Source organism: Acuticoccus mangrovi, assembly GCF_016411865.1.
Taxonomy (GTDB): domain Bacteria; phylum Pseudomonadota; class Alphaproteobacteria; order Rhizobiales; family Amorphaceae; genus Acuticoccus; species Acuticoccus mangrovi.
In genome coordinates, this window is record NZ_JAEKJA010000005.1 from 235,609 (window position 1) to 254,586 (window position 18,978).

Sequence of the window (18,978 nt, forward strand, 5' to 3'; positions counted from 1 at the left end):
CTGCCTCTGCTGCAACCTCCATCAGTGTGGAGGTTGTACTATTGTTGATACAAGGCTAGGATGATGTGTCATCGGAAGTCAACACGCGCAGAATGGCTGGAATTGAAATAATGGCACATCCTGGCGAAGCGCATGTCGCGGGTGGCGTACGATACCCGAGCGCCCTGTCTCCGATCGAGGTGGGCGGGCACACGCTGCGCAACCGCATCTTCGTCCCCGCCCACACCACGAATTTCGGTGCCGACAATCTGCCGAGCGAAAGGCATGTTTCGTACCACCGCGCGCGCGCCGAGGGCGGCGTCGGGCTGATCATCTTCGAGGGCATCCGCGTGCACGAAAGCTCGCTCGGCCGCGCCCAGGGGGTGAACGGCTACGAGCGGGCGGCGGTGCCGGCCTTCGCCCGCGTCGCCGAGGCCGTGCAGGGCGCCGGCGCCAAGCTGTTCGGCCAGATCATCCATCTCGGCCGTCACATCGACGGCAACTTCACGCGTACCCCGTCCTGGAGCGCGTCGCCGACGCCGTGGACCGCCACGGCCCCGCCGCCGCATCCGATGACGGCGGCCGAGATCGCCGAGGTGGTGGAGGGCCACCGCGTGACCGCCCTTCATCTCCTCGACGCCGGTCTCGACGGCATCGAGCTGCAGCTCGCCCACGGCCATCTCTTGCAGCAATTCCTGTCGCCGGCCGTCAATGGGCGCGACGACGACTACGGCGGCAGCCTCGAGAACCGGCTGCGCTTTCCGCTCGAGACCCTCTTCGCTCTGCGCGAGGCGATGGGCGAGGACGCCACCCTCGGCGTCCGCATCAGCGCCGACGAGTTGCTGCCGGGCGGGCTGACGCTGCAGGACATGACGCGGGTCGCCGTGGCGCTCGCGAGCGCGGTGAAGCTCGACTTCATCAACGTGAGCCACTCCGCCTATCACGGCAGCTACACGATCTCGACGCAGATGGCCGACATGAACTTTGCCGGCACCGAGTTCCGTCACCTCGCGCCGGCGATCAAGCAGGCGGTCGGCCACCTGCCGTCGCCGCCGCCGGTTCTCGCCGTGTGCCGCTTCCGCGATCTCGCCGACGCGGAGCCGGTGCTCGCCGCCGGTGAGGCCGACATGGTGGGGATGGCGCGCGCCCACATCGCCGATCCCGCCGTGGTGACGAAGGCGGCCGAGGGGCGAGAGCGCGAGATTCGCCCCTGCGTGAGCTGCAATCAGGGCTGCGTCGGCTTCCTCTCGCTCAATCTGGCGATCACCTGCCTGACCAACCCGGCGGCGGGCCGCGAGGCGATCTGGGCGCCGCCGGTCGCCGCCGAAAAGGGGCGCCGTGTGATCGTCGTGGGCGGCGGTCCGGGCGGCATGGAGGCGGCGCTGACCGCGGCACAGCTCGGCCACCGCGTCAGCCTCTGGGAGGCCGGCGACAGCCTCGGCGGAACGCTCGCCAAGGTGACGGCGATGCCGTTGCGCTTCGACTTCGACCGCTTCCTCTCCTACCACGACGCGGCCCTTCTCGACGCCGGCGTGGAGGTGCGCACGGGGACGCGTGGCAGCGTCGAGGCGCTGATCGGCGAGGCGCCCGAGGTGGTGATCCTCGCGACGGGCGCCGAGCCGAAGGCGATGGCGCTCTCGGCCGGGCAGGCGCTGACGCTCGAGGCGGCGCTCGCCGATCCCGACCTCGGCCATCACGTGGTGCTGCAGGATCTCCTCGGCACCTGGTCGGTGGTGTCGGTCGCCGAATGGCTCGCGGGCAAGGGACACAAGGTGACGCTGCTCGCTCCGACCGGAACCCCGGGGTGGACGATCCCGGTCTACTCCTCCTTCGCCATGCGGCACCGGCTGAAGGAAAAGGGCGTGCGGATCATCGGGCTCCACACCGTCGCGGCGTTCGAGGACGGGGTCGCTCACCTCGTCGATCAGTCGACCGGCGATGCGGTGCGCCTCGAGGGCGTTGATGCTGTCGTCGCGCCGGCTCATGGTCGGCCCCGCGACGGGCTGGCGCCGACGCTGCGAGAGGCGGCGCGCGCTGCCGGTCTGCCGCTCGCCGTCCGCATCGTGGGCGACGCGCAGGCGCCGCGAACCGCGCTCGAAGCGATTTTCGAAGGTCATGAGGCTGCGCGAGCCCTGTAGCGCTCGGCGGAAAACGAGACAGAAGGAGGTTGTTCATGGCGACACACCACGCACTCGACACCAGAGCGGAGATCGACTTCGTCCTCGCCATGCGGCGTCGCTGGGCGGACCGCCTCTATCCGGCGCTCAAGGAAGAGTATGACGCCGTCACCGGCGACGCGCCTCCTGCCGAGCGCAGCGCCGCCGGCGAGACCACCGAGACGCTGCCCCTCTATCCCTGGTTCGCCTGGATGGAGCGCGGCTCGCAGAAGATGCTGTGGCGCGCCGTGGAGCGGGCCGTGGCCGACGAGCCCGCCATCGAGCTTCCGGCCGCCCCCAAGGGCTCGCTGGAGCTTCACCCCGAGATCGACATGCCCACCTGGTACACCGACTGGGACATCCATGTGCAGCCGGGCGGCGTGTGGCAGAGCGACATGTCGGCCCGCACCTACGAGCTCGGCGCCAAGCTCGTGATGCTCGGCGGCAACGACGACTATCTCTTCCACCGCCGCTTCGTGGAAACCTGCCTCGCCCCGCTGGAAGGCAAGTCGCCGACCCGCCTCGTCGACGTCGGCTGCGGCTTCGGCAAGTCCACCTGGCCACTCAAGAAGACGTTCCCCGAGGCGGAGGTGATCGGCATCGACCTCGCCGCCCCGTGCCTGCGCCTCGCCCACGCCAAGGCCGAGGAGCAGGGCCTCGCCATCCGCTTCATCCAGGGCGACTGCCAGGCGACCGGCCTCGAAGCCGGCTCCGCCGACCTCGTGACCTCCACCATGCTCCTCCACGAGGTGCCCCGTCCGGCGCTGGAGGCGACGATCGCCGAGGCGGCGCGCATCCTGAAGCCCGGCGGCCTGCTGCGCATGCTGGACTTCCAGTACACCGGCGACGCCTTCCGCGATTTCCAGGTGTCCCAGCACGGGGCGCGCAACAACGAGCCCTTCATGCCCGGCGCGATGTCGGCCGACACGCTGGCGATGTGCGAGGCCGCCGGTCTCGTCAACGCCCGCTGGGTCGCTTTCGACGAGCGCGGCGGCGGCCGTCTCGAAAGCCTCGCCTGGCCGACCCGCAGCGAGTGGCACTTCCCCTGGGCGGTGCTCGAGGCGGAGAAGCCGGCATGAGCCGCGAGCTGAAGGAACTCTCCTTCTTCGCCGATCCGGAGACGGATCGGCTGGCTCAGCTGGTGTTCGACCTCGCGGCGCAGCTCCATGTGGAGCGGGCGCGCCGGCTCGGTCTCGAAACGCTGCTGACGCGCAAGGGCGTGGTGAGCGAGGCCGACATCGCCGCCCTCGCCACCGACGAGGCCTTTCTCGCCAAGGCGCGCGAGGGTCTCGACGATTCGCTCGCCCGCCTGTTCACCGTCCTCACCGAGCACGGCGATCGCCGCGCGCCGCTGCGGCCGGAGACGAAGAGCGTGCCGCGCCAAGCCGCGATGGCCGGCGAGTAGGGCGGCAGCCGTCATCTTGAAGTCGGCCGCCGATCGGGGCGGCCGCATCGGCGCCCGTCCGTTCCCCGAGCGGGGGCTCAGCGCCCCACGGCGCGCACCACGTCGCCCAGAAGTGGACGACGGCGGGGCGGCCGCCCATCGCATCGGCGAGGGTGAGGCGGGTGCCGTCGGCGGCCGCCAGCACGAGCTTGTCGGCCGCGCCCGCGAGGACGGGGGCGGGCAGGAGCAGCGCCAACAGAGCGGCGACGACGAGGCGCCGCGGGGCGATGGCGTGACTTCGGAGCATCGATCCTGCGTCTATCGGTTCGAGGTGACGCGGTTGTGACGCCCGGGTGGACCGTCGTACCCTCCGCCCAACGCAGAGGAGTGGGGCCATGAGCGTCGCATATATCCTGACTTCGTTGGTGGTGGTTCTGATGCCCGGCACCGGCGTCATCTACACGCTCGCGGTGGGGATCGCCGGCGGGCTGCGGGCGGGCGTGATCGCCGCGTTCGGCTGCACGCTCGGCATCGTGCCCCACATCCTCGCCAGCATCGTGGGGCTCGCCGCGGTCCTCCACGCGAGCGCCACCGCGTTCCAGATCATCAAGATCCTCGGGGTCATCTACCTCTTCTATATGGCGGTGAGGATGCTCGGCGAGCGCGGCGGGCTCGCGGTTCCCGACGGGCGCGAGGCCCAGCCCGCCTCGGCGCGGGCGATCGTCGCGAACGGCGTGCTCCTGAACATTCTGAACCCCAAGCTGTCGCTGTTCTTCCTCGCCTTCCTGCCGCAGTTCGTGCCCGCCGACAGCGTGACGCCGACGGTGTCGATGCTCGTCCACTCGGCCGTCTTCATGGGGCTCACCTTCCTCGTCTTCGCGGTCTACGGGGCGATGGCGGCGGCGGCGCGCGATCTCGTGGTGTCGCGGCCGAGCATCATGGCGTGGCTGAAGCGTTCCTTCGCCGCGGCGTTCACGCTTCTCGGCCTGCGCCTCGCGTTCGCCGAGCGCTGACCGCCGGCACGAGGCTGCAGCCGCGAGAGACCTGGCGCTCGGGCCGACGCCGCCGGCCGACCGCGCTCCCCAGCTGGAAGAGGGCCACGGCGACGGCGAGCGTCACGAAGAGCGGCCAGCGGATCAGCATCGTACAACCTCCTGTTGGGGAGGGTGTCGCCCCGTCCCAACAGAAAGAACGGTGGCGGCGGCGATCCATTCCACCGGATCGGCGGCAAACAGCCTCGCGTGACGGTGATCACGCGGCAAGGGGTGGGCGGGATTGTCTCACCCCGAGGCGTACATTATACGGTACCGGCTTCGACCGGAGATGTTCGATGCACGACACCCACGACCTTAGCGGCATGCTGGCCGAGACGTTGCGTGCGTCCCTCGTTCCGCCGGCCGGCGGCTCGCGGCGCATCCATAGGGCGGGCGGGCGTTGATGCGCCGGCTGCCGCCCGTGATGCTCGTCGGCGTCGGCGAGCGCCTGCTCGTCGCCGCCGTCGCGTCCGGCGTCTTGTGGCTGCTCTTCGCCTGGGCCGTGTCGTGACCGCGTTGCGCTTCGAAAATCTCACCCTCGGCTACGATCGCCATCCGGCGATCCACCACCTGACGACGCGGGTGGAGGAGGGGGCGATGACCGCGATCGTCGGCCCCAACGGCGCCGGCAAGTCCACGCTGCTCAAGGGGATCGTGGGCGAGCTACGGCCCATCACCGGCCGCATCGAGGGCGTCGCCGAGCGGATCGCCTATCTGCCGCAGATTTCCGAGATCGACCGGAGCTTTCCCGTCGACGTGGAGAGCGTCGTGGCGATGGGCTTGTGGCGCGAGGTCGGCGCGTTCGGCCGGATCGGCGCCGCGGCGCGCGCCCGCGTCGCCGATGCGATCGCCGCGGTGGGGCTGGAGGGGCTGGAGCGCCGCCCCATCGGCGCGCTCTCCGGCGGCCAGATGCAACGCGTGCTGTTCTGCCGCCTCATGCTGCAGAATGCGCCACTGATCTTGCTCGACGAGCCGTTCGCCGCCGTCGACCGCCGCACCATGGACGATCTCCTCGCCCTGTTGGCGCAGTGGAACCGGGAGGGGCGCACCATCCTCGCCGTGCTCCACAGCTTCGACGAGGTGCGCCGCCATTTTCCGACGACGATGCTGATCGCCCGCGAGCTCATCGCCCACGGCGACACGGCGTCCGTCCTGTCGACCGAGAATCTGAGCCGGGCCCGCGCGATCGGCGAGGCGTTCGACGAAGCCGCTCCGGTGTGCCGACGGGCGGCCTGATGGACCTCCTCTTCGCTCCGTTTACCGACTTCGGCTTCATGCGCCGGGCGCTGGTCGGCTGCATCGCCATCTCGTTCGGCGCGGCACCGATCGGCGTGTTCCTCATGCTGCGGCGGATGAGCCTGACCGGCGACGCGATGGCCCACGCCATCCTGCCGGGCGCGGCGATCGGCTACCTCTTCGCCGGCCTCTCCCTGTCGGCGATGACGATCGGCGGGCTCGTCGCCGGTATGACGGTGGCGCTCGCGGCGGGCTTCGTCACCCGCTCCACCATCCTGCGCGAGGACGCGAGCCTTGCCGCCTTCTACCTCATCTCGCTGGCGCTCGGCGTCACCATCGTGTCGACACACGGCAGCAACGTCGACCTCATGGACGTTCTCTTCGGCACCGTGCTCGCGCTCAACGACGATGCGCTGATCCTGTTGTGCGCGATAGCGACGGTCTCGCTGTTCGTGATGGCGGCGCTCTTCCGGCCGCTGGTGATGGAGTGCCTCGACCCTTCGTTCCTGCGCACCGTCAGCCGCATGTCGGCGACGGCCCACTTCGCCTTTCTCGGGCTCGCCGTGCTCAACCTCGTCGCCGGCTTCCACGCCCTCGGCACCTTGATGGCGGTGGGCATGATGGTGCTGCCCGGCGCGACCGCCCGCTTCTGGGCGAAGGGGGTGGGGCTGATGATGGCGGTCGCCGTCGCCGTCGCGGCGGTGGCGAGCGCGGCGGGACTGCTTCTGTCCTTCCACTTCGGGCTGCCTTCCGGGCCGGCGATCGTGCTCGCCCTCGGCGCGGCCTACACGGTGTCGGTCGTGTTCGGCAAGGAAGGCAGCGTGGTGGCCCGCCATCGGCTGCGCTCCCGGCATCTGGAGGCCTGATGCGACGCATTCTGTTGGCGGCGGCGCTGGCGGTCTCCTCGGCCGCGGCGCAGGCGGCGGACCTGTCGGTCGTCGCGACCTTCTCGATCCTCGGCGACATGGTGAAGGAGGTCGGTGGCGAGCGCGTCGCGGTGACGACGCTGGTCGGCCCCGACGGCGACACCCACATGTTCCAGCCGACGCCCATCGAGGCCCGCACCCTCGGCGATGCCGATGTGGTGGTCGTCAACGGTCTCGGTCTGGAAGGCTGGATCGAGCGCCTGATCGACGTGTCCGGCTTTGACGGGCGCGTGGTGGTGGCCTCGCAGGAGATCGCGCCGCGTCCCATCGACGGCGAGCACCCGTCCCATGGCGCTGCGGCGGACGGTGCGCACGCCGGCCATCGTCACGACCATGGCGTGGTCGATCCGCATGCCTGGCAGGATCTCGCGAACGGCCGAGCCTACGTCACGGCGATCGCCGAGGGTCTCGCCGCCGCCGATCCGGAGGGCGCCGCGACCTATGCGGAACACGCGGCCAGCTACCGGGCGGAGCTCGCGGCGCTCGAGAGCGATCTAAGGGCTCGCATTGCCGCGCTGCCCGCAGAGCGGCGCTCGGTGGTGACCTCGCACGATGCCTTCGGCTATTTTAAGGACGCCTACGGCATCGCGTTCGTCGCCCCCCAAGGGGTGAGCACCGACGCCGACCCTTCGGCGAGGGACGTCGCCGCGCTCATTCGCCAGATCCGAGACGAGGGGATCGGCGCCGTGTTCCTGGAAAATATCAGCGATGCGCGGCTCATCCGTCAGATCGCGTCGGAGACGGATGCGCGGATCGGCGGTCGCCTGTTCTCCGACGCCCTCTCCGGTCCCGACGGCGACGCCCCGACCTATCTGGAGATGATGCGGCACAATATCGACACGCTGACGGCCGCGCTCGGCGGCTGACGCGCCGTGCCGGATCGGTGCGACTGCCACGCTCGGGGCGGGGAGCCGACGAAAAAGGGCCTGCCGCGGCATCCGCGGCAGGCCCTTTCCTTGGCGAGGGGTGGCGGCGGGGTCAGCCGACGCGTGCTTCAGCCCCGGCGCTCCGCGCGCGGGAGGCGGCGGCTGCCGCCGCGGGCTTGCGGCGACGCCGGCGGCGGGGCGCGCCGCCGTCGTCGGCACGGGCCATGGGCGGCTTGCCGCCGTCACGGCGGGGCTGACCGCCGCGCGGCTCGGCCGCGAGCGGCACGGCGCCGTCCGACGTCAGACGACGGCCGATCAGCTTCTCGATGTCCCGCAGCAGGCCGCGCTCGGTCGGGTCGCAGAACGACAGCGCGACGCCGCTGCGGCCGGCGCGTGCCGTGCGCCCGATCCGGTGCACGTAGGCTTCCGGAACGTTGGGAAGCTCGAAGTTGAACACGTGGCTCACGCCGTCGATGTCGATGCCGCGGGCGGCGATGTCGGTCGCCACGAGCACGCGCACGTCGCCATCACGGAAGGAGTCGAGGGCGCGCTGGCGCTGGTTCTGGCTCTTGTTGCCGTGGATCGCCGCCGAGGCATGGCCGGCCGCCTCCAGATGGCGGCTCACCTTGTCCGCCCCGCGCTTGGTGCGGGTGAAGACGATGGCGCGCGCGACTTCCTTGTCCTTGAGGAGGGAGACCAGCGCATCGCGCTTCTCGCTCGCCTCCATGAAGCGCACCGACTGGTCGATCGCCTCCACCGGCCGCGAGACCGGGGCGACGGCGATCTCCGCCGGGTCCTTCAGGAAGTCGTTGGCGAGGGCGCGGATGGGGCCCGGCATGGTGGCCGAAAGCAGCGCCGTCTGCCGGTTCCGGGGGAGCTTGCCGAAGATGCGGCGGATCGCCGGCACGAAGCCGAGGTCGAGCATCTGGTCGGCCTCGTCGAGCACCACCACCTCGACGGCGTCGAGCTTGAGGTCGCCGTTGCGCTGGTGATCCTCCAGCCGGCCGGGCGTCGCGATCAGGATGTCGACGCCACGGGCGAGGGCCCGCACCTGCGGGCCCGGCTTCACGCCGCCCACCACGAGGGTGTGCGACAGGCGCGTGTTGCGACCGTACGACTTCACGCAGTCGGCGATCTGACCGGCGAGCTCGCGCGTCGGCGCCAGGATCAGGGCGCGGCAGGTCTTGGGCTCGGGCCGGCCGCGCGCGGCGGCGAGGCGGTCGATGATGGGAAGGGTGAAGGCCGCGGTCTTGCCGGTGCCGGTCTGCGCCGTGCCGAGCACGTCGCGCCCAGCCTTCATGGCGGGGATGACTTTGGCCTGGATGGGGGTTGGCGTGGTGTAGCCCTCGGCGGTGATCGCGCGAAGGATGGGCTCGGCGAGGCCGAGTTCCGTGAATTGGGTCAAGCGGTGTCTCTCATGCGTCTCGGCGCGGCCGGACGCGGGTCGTGCCGATCCTCAGACCGGCGTCTGTCAGCAAAGCGGGAGGCGCATGCCGAACCGGCGGGGTGCCCTTCATGGCACCGGAGCGCTACCCGTATCGGGTAGGAATTCGCCCCTGCCTCACGTTGTCTATGTGCATATGGCGGCGCGAACCGCAAGGGGGCATCGTGCTTGGCAGCGATGCAGGCGCCCAAGTGTCGCGCGAACGCCGCAGCCGGCGGGGGGGCCGGTTGGGGAAAAGATCTCAGGCGGCGGGGGGCGCGAGGAGGGCGCGCAGCGCCGCCACCTCCTTTGCCACCACGGTGTGGCCGGCGCCGGGGATGACGTCGAGCGTGACCTCGGCGCCGAGCGCCTCGAACACGGCCGCGCTCGTTCGCACCCGCTTCAGCGGGATGTGCGGGTCGCGCTCGTGGCAGGCGAGATAGACGGGCATCCCGCCGAGCCCGCCCGGATAGTCGAAGCGCTTGTCGGGGAAGCCGTAGAGCTCGGGATCGGGATCGCCAGGCGCGTCGGCGGTGCCGACGAGGGCCCCGGAGAGGCCGGCGGCGAAGGCGAGCGGCCGCCCCCGCCGCGCCGCAAATTCGAGGGCGAGGCAGGCTCCCTGGCTGAAGCCGAGGACGGCGATGCGCGTCTCGTCGAGGCCCGCCGCGAGAAGCTGGCCGACGGCCCGGTCCATCGCCGCGAGTGCCCCGGCGACGCCGGCCGCGTTCGCCGCCATCGGCGCGAGAAAGCTCTGCGGCCACCAGCTGCGGCCACCCGCTTCGAGAGCGAGATAGGCGACGTCGCGCGCCCCGAGGTGGTTGGCGAGGGCGAGCATGTCGAACGGATCGGAGCCGCGGCCGTGCGCCATCACCACGCCGAGGCGGGCGTCCGCCGCCGGCGCGCCCGCCGCGACCACGCGGCCGTCGGCATGTGGATCGCTGTCCGTCATGTCGCACTCCCCGTCACCGCGACCATCCCCGTCCCCGTCTCAGGCGGCCGCGTCGCCCCGTCCCACGCCCTCGTAGACGAAGCCGGCGCGCATGGCGTCGTCGGGCTGGAACACGTTGCGCAGGTCCACCAGGCGATCGCCCCGCATCAATCCCTTCACCGCCTTGAGATCGAGGGCACGATACTCGTTCCACTCGGTGAGGAGAACGAGGATGTCGGCACCGTCGATCATCTCCATGGCGCTGTCGAACCAGCGTGCACCCTCGAAAAGCGGCTCGGCCTGCCGGCGACCCTGCGGATCGTGCAGGCGCACGCTCGCTCCCTTGTCCATCAGGCGCGGCACGATGGTGAGGCTCGGCGCCTCGCGCATGTCGTCGGTGTTGGGCTTGAAGGTCACCCCGAGCACGGCGATCACCCGGTCGCGCACCTCGCCGCCGGCGGCCTCCACGATCTTGGAGACCATCGCCTGCTTGCGCTCCTCGTTGACGGTCTGCACCTGCTCCACCAGCGACAGCGGCCGCCGCGCCTCCCGCGCCGTGCGCACCAGGGCCGACACGTCCTTTGGAAAGCACGAGCCGCCGTAGCCGGGCCCGGCGTGCAGGAACTTGTCGCCGATGCGCCGGTCCGAGCCGATCGCCGTCGCCACCTGCTGCACGTCGGCCCCCACGGCCTCGCACAGATCGGCCATCTCGTTGATGAAGCTGATCTTCATGGCGAGGAAGGCGTTGGCGGCATATTTCGCGAGCTCGGCCGACTCGCGCGTCGTGAAGATCACCGGGGCGTTGCGGAGCGCGAGCGGCTTGTAGACGCGGCTCATCACGTCGCGGGCGCGGGCGTCGTCCTCGCCGACACCGACGATCACCCGGTCGGGGTGGGTGAAGTCGCCGATGGCCGAGCCTTCGCGCAGGAATTCGGGGTTGGAGCAGACCGAGAAGTCGCCGTCGGGGCGCAGCATGCGCAGGCGGCGCTCGATCTCGCGGCTGGTGCCGACCGGGACCGTCGACTTCGTGGTGATCACCGTATAGCCGGTGAGGTGGGGGGCGAGCTCGGCCACCGCGGCATAGACGTAGGTGAGGTCGGCGTGGCCGGAGCCGCGCCGCATCGGCGTGCCCACGGCGAGGAACACGAGATCGGCCTCGCTCACCGCCGGCCCCATCTCGCCGGTGAACACGATCCGGCCGGCGGCGCGATTGCGGGCCACGAGATCGTCGAGGCCGGGCTCGAAGATCGGGATCTGCCCGTCGAGCAGCATCGCGAGCTTCTCGGTGTCCTTCTCCACGCACGTCACGGACCAGCCGAAATCGGAGAAACAGGCGGCGGACACGAGGCCGACATAGCCACCGCCGATCATGCAAACCTTCATAGGAGAAACCGTCCGAGCGCGATCCTTCGGGGCGAGGCCGCGGGCCGCCGCCCTCTGGTTGCGGCGCGGACCCGTTGCCCGGTCGAGGCGGGAGCCGTGACCGTCGCCACGCCCACCCCGCCAGAGCCTTAGTGCGTGCCGGCGCCGATGGGAAGCGGTTGCCGTCGCCCTGACGTACAACCTGTGTTTGCTTAATTGCGATACTGTAGTATTAAGGTTGCTTGATGCACCCTTTGGTTGCTGCGGGAGTCCGCCGTGACGATAGCGCTCGCGTGATGTCGATGAACCCGCTCCTCGAGGTGGAGGAGGCCGTGCCCGCCGGGCGAGCGCTCGCCCGTCCGCCTCGTGCGCGGCGTCGCCCCCATGTCTTCGCGCTGAAGCGCGGGGTCGACGTCGCCCTCGCGCTCGCCCTGTTGCCGGCGCTCGGCCTGACGGTGATGCTGGTCTCGGTCGGCAACCGGTTCGGCAATTCCGGACCCCTCGTCTTCCGCCAGACCCGCATGGGGCGGTACGGGGCGCCCTTCGTCATCCTGAAGTTCCGCACCATGCTGCCGGCGCCGGCCGTGCGGGGCTGCGGCGAGCGGCTGGAGGTGCATCGCATCACCCCGTTCGGCCGCTTCCTGCGGCGCACCCATCTCGACGAGACCCCGCAGATCCTCAACGTGCTGAAAGGGGACATGAGCTTCGTCGGCCCGCGGCCGGACGTTTTCGAGCATGCCGTCCACTATTGCGAGACGGTGCCTCTCTACCGCTTCCGCCATGCGGTGCGGCCGGGGATCACGGGCCTTGCCCAGGTCACCGCCGGCTATGTGGAGTGCGTCGAGGGCACGCGACGCAAGGCCGAGCGCGACGCGGACTATATCCTCGCCGCGAGCCTCGCCCTCGACGGCCGCATTCTCCTGCGCACCATGGGGCTCGTCCTGCGCGCGATGGTGGGCCGGTGAACGCCCCGCTCGGCTACCCCGACGACGTCTTCACCCTCGAAGGCCACGCCGCGGGGGAGGGGGGGCTCGACTTGCGCGCCCTATTGCGCCTCCTGTGGCGGGCGCGGGTGAAGATGATCGCGGGCGGCCTCGTCGGCCTCATCCTGGCGCTCGCGCACATCGTGTCGCTGCAGCCGACCTACACGGCGTCGGCCACGGTGCTGTTCACGCCGGAGATCCGCAAGCTCGGCCACGTCGACACGATGGTCGCCCAGCCGCCGGACGACGGGGTACGCAATCAGGTCGAGATTCTGCGCTCGGCGACGCTTCTGACGCGCGTGGTGGAGCGCCTGAAGCCGGCCGAGCGCGCCGAGCTGACGGGGCCCGCCGGCGGCGTCTCCCTGTTCGACTGGAAGGTGCTGGTGCCGTGGCCGCTCCTCGTCAATCTCGGCCTGGTCGCCACCGGCACCGACGGGGAGGAGGCGCAGAAGCGCAAGGCGCGCACCGTGCTGCGGCGCGACCTGCGGCTGCGGCCGCTGCCGGAGTCGCGGGTGATCGACATCCTCTACACGGCGCGCGATCCGGCGCTCGCCGCGACCATCGCCAATCTGGTGGCGGAGGAGTACATCGTCGCCCAGCTCGACGCCAAGTTCGCGGCGACGCGGCGGGCCGCGCTGTGGCTGAGCGAGCGCATCGACGAGCTCGAAGCGGAGGTGAGCCAGTCCGAGGGGGCGGTGAACGACTACCGCGCGAGCCTTGCCGATCGCACCGGACAGACGACGCCGGCGCTGAAGCAGCAGCTCGAGGTGGTGAACGCCGAGGCGGCCGAGGTCGCCGCCCGCCGCGCCGCCGCCGAGATCCGCCACCGCCGTGCCGTCGCCGCGATGGAGGAGGGCGACGCGCTCGCCTTCCTGCGCGAGTTCCAGAACTCACGCCAGATCGCCGAGGCGCGGGCGAAGGAGCGCGAGCTCCTCGCCGACCGGGCGGCGCTCTCCCGCCTCGTCGCGCCGGGCAACGAGCGGCTGCGACTGATCGATTCGCGCATCGAGGCTGTCCGCCACGAGATCGAGCGCGAGGCGGGGCGTACCCTCGAAGCGCTCGCCGACGAGGTGGCCGTCGCCGAGGCGGCGGAGGTGGAGCTGTCGCAGGCCGCCGTGGCGCTGGAGGAAAAGCTCGCCGCCCAGAGCCAGGCGGAGGTGAAGCTCCGCCTCCTGGAGCAGGAGGCGGCGGCGAGCCGGATGATCTTCGAGACCTTCCTCGCCCGCCTCAAGGAGACCTCGCAGCAGGAGAAAGCGGAGACCGCCGACGCGGTGGTGCTGTCGCCGGCCGAGGCGCCGCACTTCGCCGACGGCGCGCCGGCGGCGCGGATCGCCCTCTTCGGCCTCATCGGCGGTGCCATCGCGGGGCTCGGCGTGGCGGTCGCCCTCGAGCGGGTGCATCACACCTTCCGCAGCATCGACACTCTGGAGGAGGCGACGGGCATCACCGTGATCGGCCGGCTGCCGACGGCGCCAGGGGTGGAGGGGCGGGAGGGGCTGCTCGCCTATCTTCTCGACAAGCCCAACTCCTCGCTCGCCGAAGCGATGCGGGGGTTGCGCACCAACCTCCTCTTTGCCCGTCGCGACGTGCCACCGAAGGTGGTGATGGTGACGTCGACGGCGCCCGCGGAGGGCAAGTCCAGCGTCGCCCTGCTGCTCGCCGTCACCGCCACCCGGCTCGGCAAGAAGGTGGTGGTGGTCGACTGCGATCTTCGCCGGCCGGCGCTCAACGCCTTCTTCGGCGGCCGCGCGCGCCGCACCGCCGGGCTCAACGGCATCCTCGCCGGTAGGGCGAGCCTCGATGCGACGCTCTATGCCGACGACGACACCGGCATCACAGTGCTCGCGACGCGGCTCGAGGAGGGGGCGGTGGCGAACGCGGCCGACGCCCTCTCCTCGGAGCGCTTCGCCGCGACGGTGGCCGAGCTCGCCCGGCGGTTCGACCTCGTCGTCCTCGACGCGCCGCCCCTCCTGCCCGTGAGCGACGCGCGCATCATCGCCCCCCACGCCGACGCGACGCTCTACTGCGTCCGCTGGGACGCGACGCCGCGGGAGAGCGTCGCCGACGGCCTGCGCGGTCTCGGCCGGGTGCACACCCGCATCGCCGGCCTCGTCGTCACCATGATCGAGCCCGACCGTGCCGCGAGCTTCGGCGTCGGCAGCGGTGGTCTCTTCCGTCCAGCGAGCGACCCCTATTGCGAGGATTGACCCGGCCGCGCTTGACAGTCCCGCCAAAACGGGCGGGAACGATGGCGTTCAACGGGAAAAGGGGTGAGAGATGCGGATTTGCATCTTCGGGGCCGGCGCGACGGGCGGCCACATGGCGGTGCGCCTCGGGGCGGCCGGGCATGACGTGAGCGTGGTGGCGCGCGGACCGCAGCTCGAAGCGATCCGCGCCAACGGCCTCACCCTCCTTTCGGGCGACGAACGTGTCCACCATGTTCCGACCGCGAGCGACCGCCCCGCCGACCTCGGCCAGCAGGACGCCGTGCTCGTCATGACCAAGGCGACCGCCCTGCCGGCGATCGCCGAGACCGAGGCGCTCGCCCCCCTCGTCGGCCCCGACACGGCGGTGGTGTTTCTGCAGAACGGCATGGCCTGGTGGTATCCGGTCGGCCTGCCGGCGGGGCACCGGGCGCCGCCGGATCTGCCGCTCTTCGGCCTCGTCGACCCGTTCGTGCGACAGATCGGCGTCGAGCGGCTCGTCGGCGGCATCATCCTGTCGGCCAACGAGGTGGAGGAGCCGGGGGTGATCCGCAATCCCAGCATGCGCAACATGCTGCGCTTCGGGACGGTGGCGGGCGGTCCGCTGCCCATGGCCGACGCCCTCGGCGAGGCGCTGACCGCCTCCGGCGTGACCGTGCCGAAGGGCGACGACGCCCGCCTGGTGATGTGGACGAAGCTCATCCAGAACCTCGCCGGCTCCTCGCTGTGCCTCGGGACCGGCGATCTCATCTCCTCCTGCCGCGAGGACGAGGAGCTGATCCCGGTCTATCAGGCGATGGTGCGTGAAGGCATGGCCATCGCGGCCGCCTACGGCTACCCGCTCGATATCGACGTCGAGGCGATGCAGCGCGGCCTGCCGGTGCACAAGCCCTCGATCCTGCAGGACTACGAGCTCGGCCGCCCGATGGAGGTGCGCGAGATGCAGGAGGCGCCGGTGGCGTTCGCCCGTGCCGCGGGCGTGCCCGTCCCGATGCTGCAGGCGGTGATGGCGATCGCCCGCCGCCGGGCGATCCTCAAGGGGCTGCGCCCCGAATAGGGGCTCAGCGCTCCGGCGGGGTCCAGTCGGCCGGCGGAATGTGCCGCCGGCGCAGGCGCAGCGCGAGGCCGATGGCGACGCCGACCCCGATCGCCACCGTCAGGTCGGCGACCACCGTCAACACCAGCGTGAGCACGAGCAGGACCTGGTCGGACCGGCGCAGCTCCAGATAGGTGTGCCACTTGTGCGGCTCGCTCATGTTCCAGGCGGTGAGGAGGAGCAGCGCCGCGAGGGCGGGCATCGCGAGAAGGCTCGCGGCCGGGGCGGCGAACATCATGATGAGGAGGATCACCACGGCATGGACCATGCCGGCCACCGGCGTGCGGCCGCCGGCGCGCACGTTGGTGGCGGTGCGCGCGATGGCGCCCGTCGCCGGCAGGCCGCCGAACAGCGCCGAGCCGATGTTGGCCGCGCCCTGGGCGAGGACTTCGGCGTTGGAGCGGTGATTGCCGTCGATCATCCGGTCGGCCACCATCGCCGAGAGGAGCGACTCCACCCCGGCGAGGAAGGCGATGGTGATCGCCGAGGGGATCAGCTCCACGATGCGCGACAGGCTCGCCGTCGGAACGGTCGGCATCGGCAGGCGGTCGGGCAGCTCGCCGAAGCGCGACAGGATGGTGTCGACGGGAAGGGCGAGAAGCGCCACCGCCACCGAGGTCGCGGCGACCGCCACGATCAGACCGGGAAAGCGCGGCGCAAGGCGTCGCAGCACGACGATCAGCACCATGGTGACGAGGCCGATGGCGATGGCCGAGAGGTTCGCCGTGTCCCGCGCCGCCCAGAGGGCGCCGACCTTGCCGATGGCGTCGGCCGGTACGTTGTCGGCGGTGAGGCCGAAAATGTCCTTCAGCTGGCTGAGGCCGATGATGATGGCGATGCCGATGGTGAAGCCGTTGATGACCGGCTCGGGCACGTAGCGCACCAGGCTGCCGGCCCGGAAATAGCCGGCGACGAGCAGCAGGATGCCGGCCATGAAGGTGGCGATGACGAGCCCGTCCATGCCGTGCTCGGCGATGACGCCGTAGACCACCACGATGAAGGCGCCGGTCGGCCCGCCGATCTGCACCCGGCTGCCGCCGAAGAGCGAGATGAGGAAGCCCGCGACGGCTGCCGTGACGAGCCCGGTGGCGGGCTCGGCGCCGGACGCGATGGCGATCGCGAGGCTGAGCGGCAGCGCCACCATCGCCACCGTGATGCCGGCGATCACGTCGGCACCGAAGGCGGAAAGCGTATAGGTCGGGAGGGTCGTGAGAAGCTTTGGCTTCATCGGCTCAGCAGCGATTGGAGGTGGGAACGTCCCAGTCTCGCCGACAGACCCGGCCGCATGCAACCGTGAACCTCACTCCCGAGCCATGCGTCTGGTGCATATCGCATGCACCAGACCGATATCTCCCGCCGCCTTCGCACCTCGTCGCCCGGCGAGGCGGGGACGGGGCGCGGCTAGAACTCGACCTCGAGCTCGATCACCTCGTCGGGCTCCTCGAGCGCCGCCGCGGTCCACTCCTGCATCGGCTCCCACGCGAAGATGGTGTCGCAGTAGGCGGCGAGCTCCGGCTCGAGCTCGACCGCGTAGGTGCGGAAGCGGGTGCACACGGGCGCGTACATCGCGTCGGCGATCGTCGGCGTGCCGAACAGGAAGGGGCCGCCATAGGTGGTGAGGCAGTCGGTCCAGATCTCCTTGATGCGCTGGACGTCGGGCCGTGCGCCGGAGAAGATCTTGAAGCTCTTGTGGCGCGACTTGATGTTCATCGGCAGCGCCGAGCGCAGGTTGTAGAAGCCGGAGTGGATCTCCCCGGACACCGCGCGGCAGTGCGCCCGCGCCCGCCGATCGGCCGGCAGCAGCCCCGCCTCGGGCGCGATCTCGTTGAGATATTCGGCGATGGCGAGGGTGTCCCAAACCTCGACGCCGTCGTGGCTGAGGCGGGGCACGCGCACCGAGGGGGAGAGCAGCAGCAGCTCCTGCCGGGTTTCCGGGTCGTCCACCGCCACCGGCTTCTCGTCGAAGTCGAGGTTGGCCATGCGGCAGAGAAGCCAGCCTCGCAACGACCAGGACGAGTAGTTTTTAGAGGAGATCGTGAGTGTCGCCCGTGCCATGACAGCCCCGTTGTGGTCGGATCGTTACGCCGCGCCAGATAGGCGGTAGCAGAATTGTGTCGCACTGCAGCAAGCGGTGCACTACTTTTTTGACCGGGCGCCCGCGCCGGAGGGAGTGTTGATGCTCTACGATATGTACCAGTTCCAGGATGACCTGATCGCGCCTGTGCGAGCCTTTGCTCGCCACGTGCGCTTCGGGCCGATCCCCACTCTGCCACTCCTCGAGGATGGTTTCAGCCGGTTCGACGCCGCGATGGAGATGATGTCGCGGTTTCGCCTCAGCCACACGCGCCCGGCGTTCGGCATCGATCGGGTGAGGGTCGGCAACCGCGACGTCGAGGTACGCGAGGAGGTCACCCTCGACCTGCCCTTCGGCAAGCTCCTCCACTTCGCCAAGGACGTCGAGACGGCGCAGCCGAGCATCCTCGTCGTCGCCCCGCTGTCCGGCCATTTCGCGACCCTCCTGCGCGGCACCGTGCAGACGCTGCTCGCCGACCACGACGTCTACATCACCGACTGGACCAATGCCCGCGACGTGCCGCTGTCGGCCGGCATGTTCGGCATCGAGGACTATGTCGACTACACGATCCGCTTCCTGGAGGCGATCGGGCCGAACGGCAACATCCTCGCCGTCTGCCAGCCGTGCGTGCAGGCGCTCATCGCCGTGGCGGTGATGTCGGCGCAGGACAATCCCGCGACGCCGCGCACCATGACGCTGATGGCCGGGCCCATCGACACCCGCGAGAGCCCCACCGAGGTGAACGAGCTCGCCACCGGCAAGCCGCTCGACTGGTTCGAGGACAATCTGATCACCACCGTGCCGGCGCGCTATCCGGGCGCGGGCCGCAAGGTCTATCCAGGCTTCGTGCAGCTTTTCGCCTTCATGTCGATGAACATGAAGCGCCACACCGCCCAGCACCGCAAGCTCTACACCCATCTCGCTCGCGGCGAGATGGCCGAGGCGCAGAAAATCAAGGACTTCTACGACGAGTATTTCGCCGTTCTCGACCTCACCGCCGAGTTCTATCTGGAGACGATCGACCGGATCTTTCAGACGCCGGAGCTCGCCCAGGGCACCTTCACCTATCGCGGCGAGGTGGTCGATCCGGGCGCCATTCGCCGCACGGCGCTGCTCACGGTGGAGGGCGGGCGCGACGACATCTGCGCGCTCGGCCAAACCGCGGCCGCGCACGACCTCTGCCGCTCGCTCCGCCCCCACCTCAAGCGGCACCATCTGCAGGCGAATGTGGGGCACTACGGCGTGTTCAACGGGCGCCGCTGGGAGCGTGAGATCTATCCGGTGGTGCGCAACCTGATCCTCGCCATGGAGTGAGGCGGCGGGGCGG

17 protein-coding genes are annotated in these 18,978 nt (G+C 70.5%); 12 read left to right on the forward strand and 5 right to left on the reverse strand.

Annotation, left to right across the window (positions count from 1 at the left end):
- The first annotated feature begins 110 nt into the window (after positions 1-110).
- The 8 genes from JCR33_RS07800 (at position 111) to JCR33_RS07835 (ending at position 7,581) form a co-directional block, all read left to right on the forward strand.
- Positions 111-2,117 carry an oxidoreductase gene (locus JCR33_RS07800; RefSeq protein ID WP_198881465.1) on the forward strand — a complete coding sequence of 669 codons (2,007 nt, stop codon included), beginning with the start codon at positions 111-113 and terminating at the stop codon, positions 2,115-2,117.
- A 35-nt stretch (positions 2,118-2,152) separates the two neighbouring features.
- Positions 2,153-3,214, forward strand: coding sequence for a class I SAM-dependent methyltransferase (locus tag JCR33_RS07805; protein ID WP_198881466.1), 1,062 nt, complete (start codon positions 2,153-2,155; stop codon positions 3,212-3,214).
- A complete protein-coding gene (locus tag JCR33_RS07810) occupies positions 3,211-3,540 on the forward strand; it encodes a hypothetical protein (RefSeq protein ID WP_198881467.1) in 330 nt (109 codons plus the stop codon). The genes JCR33_RS07805 and JCR33_RS07810 overlap by 4 nt, the downstream gene beginning before the upstream one ends.
- Positions 3,541-3,652: 112 nt before the next feature.
- Positions 3,653-3,865, forward strand: a complete 213-nt coding sequence (locus tag JCR33_RS07815; protein WP_198881468.1) for a hypothetical protein — start codon at positions 3,653-3,655, stop codon at positions 3,863-3,865.
- A gap of 49 nt (positions 3,866-3,914) precedes the next feature.
- A complete protein-coding gene (locus JCR33_RS07820; protein WP_198881469.1) occupies positions 3,915-4,532 on the forward strand; it encodes a LysE family translocator in 618 nt (205 codons plus the stop codon).
- A 528-nt stretch (positions 4,533-5,060) separates the two neighbouring features.
- Positions 5,061-5,789: a zinc ABC transporter ATP-binding protein AztA gene (gene aztA, locus JCR33_RS07825; RefSeq protein WP_332461141.1), complete on the forward strand. Its 729-nt coding sequence runs from the start codon at positions 5,061-5,063 to the stop codon at positions 5,787-5,789.
- Positions 5,789-6,655 (forward strand): metal ABC transporter permease, encoded by an 867-nt coding sequence (locus JCR33_RS07830; protein WP_198881470.1) that lies wholly within the window; start codon positions 5,789-5,791, stop codon positions 6,653-6,655. Before aztA ends, JCR33_RS07830 begins: the two co-directional genes overlap by 1 nt.
- Complete coding sequence (locus JCR33_RS07835) at positions 6,655-7,581, forward strand: metal ABC transporter substrate-binding protein (protein ID WP_198881471.1); 927 nt, start codon at positions 6,655-6,657, stop codon at positions 7,579-7,581. The genes JCR33_RS07830 and JCR33_RS07835 overlap by 1 nt, the downstream gene beginning before the upstream one ends.
- Positions 7,582-7,693: 112 nt before the next feature.
- Here the strand turns inward: JCR33_RS07835 and JCR33_RS07840 are convergent, their stop codons facing one another.
- The 3 genes from JCR33_RS07840 to JCR33_RS07850 all read right to left on the reverse strand — a co-directional run bounded on the left by JCR33_RS07840 (position 7,694) and on the right by JCR33_RS07850 (position 11,315).
- Positions 7,694-8,986, reverse strand: coding sequence for a DEAD/DEAH box helicase (locus JCR33_RS07840; protein WP_198881472.1), 1,293 nt, complete (start codon positions 8,984-8,986; stop codon positions 7,694-7,696).
- Positions 8,987-9,266: 280 nt separating this feature from the next.
- Positions 9,267-9,953 (reverse strand): alpha/beta hydrolase, encoded by a 687-nt coding sequence (locus JCR33_RS07845; RefSeq protein ID WP_198881473.1) that lies wholly within the window; start codon positions 9,951-9,953, stop codon positions 9,267-9,269.
- 39 nt (positions 9,954-9,992) lie between these two features.
- Positions 9,993-11,315: a UDP-glucose dehydrogenase family protein gene (locus JCR33_RS07850; protein ID WP_198881474.1), complete on the reverse strand. Its 1,323-nt coding sequence runs from the start codon at positions 11,313-11,315 to the stop codon at positions 9,993-9,995.
- Between the two features lie 275 nt (positions 11,316-11,590).
- Between JCR33_RS07850 and JCR33_RS07855 the strand changes: the two genes are divergently transcribed.
- The 3 genes from JCR33_RS07855 to JCR33_RS07865 all read left to right on the forward strand — a co-directional run bounded on the left by JCR33_RS07855 (position 11,591) and on the right by JCR33_RS07865 (position 15,538).
- The gene (locus JCR33_RS07855; RefSeq protein WP_211110139.1) at positions 11,591-12,259 is read left to right on the forward strand and encodes a sugar transferase; all 669 of its coding nucleotides are present in this window, start codon (positions 11,591-11,593) and stop codon (positions 12,257-12,259) included.
- Positions 12,256-14,484: a GumC family protein gene (locus tag JCR33_RS07860; RefSeq protein WP_198881476.1), complete on the forward strand. Its 2,229-nt coding sequence runs from the start codon at positions 12,256-12,258 to the stop codon at positions 14,482-14,484. Before JCR33_RS07855 ends, JCR33_RS07860 begins: the two co-directional genes overlap by 4 nt.
- 70 nt (positions 14,485-14,554) lie before the next feature.
- Positions 14,555-15,538: a ketopantoate reductase family protein gene (locus tag JCR33_RS07865; RefSeq protein ID WP_198881477.1), complete on the forward strand. Its 984-nt coding sequence runs from the start codon at positions 14,555-14,557 to the stop codon at positions 15,536-15,538.
- Between the two features lie 4 nt (positions 15,539-15,542).
- On the opposite strand, the gene JCR33_RS07870 is transcribed toward JCR33_RS07865, so the two are convergent.
- Positions 15,543-16,805, reverse strand: coding sequence for a SulP family inorganic anion transporter (locus tag JCR33_RS07870; RefSeq protein WP_198881478.1), 1,263 nt, complete (start codon positions 16,803-16,805; stop codon positions 15,543-15,545).
- Positions 16,806-16,978: 173 nt separating this feature from the next.
- A complete protein-coding gene (locus tag JCR33_RS07875; RefSeq protein WP_198881479.1) occupies positions 16,979-17,632 on the reverse strand; it encodes a glutathione S-transferase family protein in 654 nt (217 codons plus the stop codon).
- 121 nt (positions 17,633-17,753) lie between these two features.
- On the opposite strand from JCR33_RS07875, the gene JCR33_RS07880 reads away from it, so the two are divergent.
- Positions 17,754-18,965, forward strand: coding sequence for a polyhydroxyalkanoate depolymerase (locus JCR33_RS07880; RefSeq protein ID WP_198881536.1), 1,212 nt, complete (start codon positions 17,754-17,756; stop codon positions 18,963-18,965).
- Positions 18,966-18,978: the final 13 nt, after the last annotated feature.

Coding starts and splice junctions, on each gene's coding strand:
- JCR33_RS07800 (WP_198881465.1), top strand. CDS start 111: ATGGCACATCCTGGCGAAGCGCATGTCGCGGGTGGCGTACGATACCCG.
- JCR33_RS07805 (WP_198881466.1), top strand. CDS start 2,153: ATGGCGACACACCACGCACTCGACACCAGAGCGGAGATCGACTTCGTC.
- JCR33_RS07810 (WP_198881467.1), top strand. CDS start 3,211: ATGAGCCGCGAGCTGAAGGAACTCTCCTTCTTCGCCGATCCGGAGACG.
- JCR33_RS07820 (WP_198881469.1), top strand. CDS start 3,915: ATGAGCGTCGCATATATCCTGACTTCGTTGGTGGTGGTTCTGATGCCC.
- JCR33_RS07830 (WP_198881470.1), top strand. CDS start 5,789: ATGGACCTCCTCTTCGCTCCGTTTACCGACTTCGGCTTCATGCGCCGG.
- JCR33_RS07835 (WP_198881471.1), top strand. CDS start 6,655: ATGCGACGCATTCTGTTGGCGGCGGCGCTGGCGGTCTCCTCGGCCGCG.
- JCR33_RS07845 (WP_198881473.1), bottom strand. CDS start 9,953: ATGACGGACAGCGATCCACATGCCGACGGCCGCGTGGTCGCGGCGGGC.
- JCR33_RS07850 (WP_198881474.1), bottom strand. CDS start 11,315: ATGAAGGTTTGCATGATCGGCGGTGGCTATGTCGGCCTCGTGTCCGCC.
- JCR33_RS07855 (WP_211110139.1), top strand. CDS start 11,591: ATGTCGATGAACCCGCTCCTCGAGGTGGAGGAGGCCGTGCCCGCCGGG.
- JCR33_RS07865 (WP_198881477.1), top strand. CDS start 14,555: ATGCGGATTTGCATCTTCGGGGCCGGCGCGACGGGCGGCCACATGGCG.
- JCR33_RS07870 (WP_198881478.1), bottom strand. CDS start 16,805: ATGAAGCCAAAGCTTCTCACGACCCTCCCGACCTATACGCTTTCCGCC.
- JCR33_RS07875 (WP_198881479.1), bottom strand. CDS start 17,632: ATGGCACGGGCGACACTCACGATCTCCTCTAAAAACTACTCGTCCTGG.
- JCR33_RS07880 (WP_198881536.1), top strand. CDS start 17,754: ATGCTCTACGATATGTACCAGTTCCAGGATGACCTGATCGCGCCTGTG.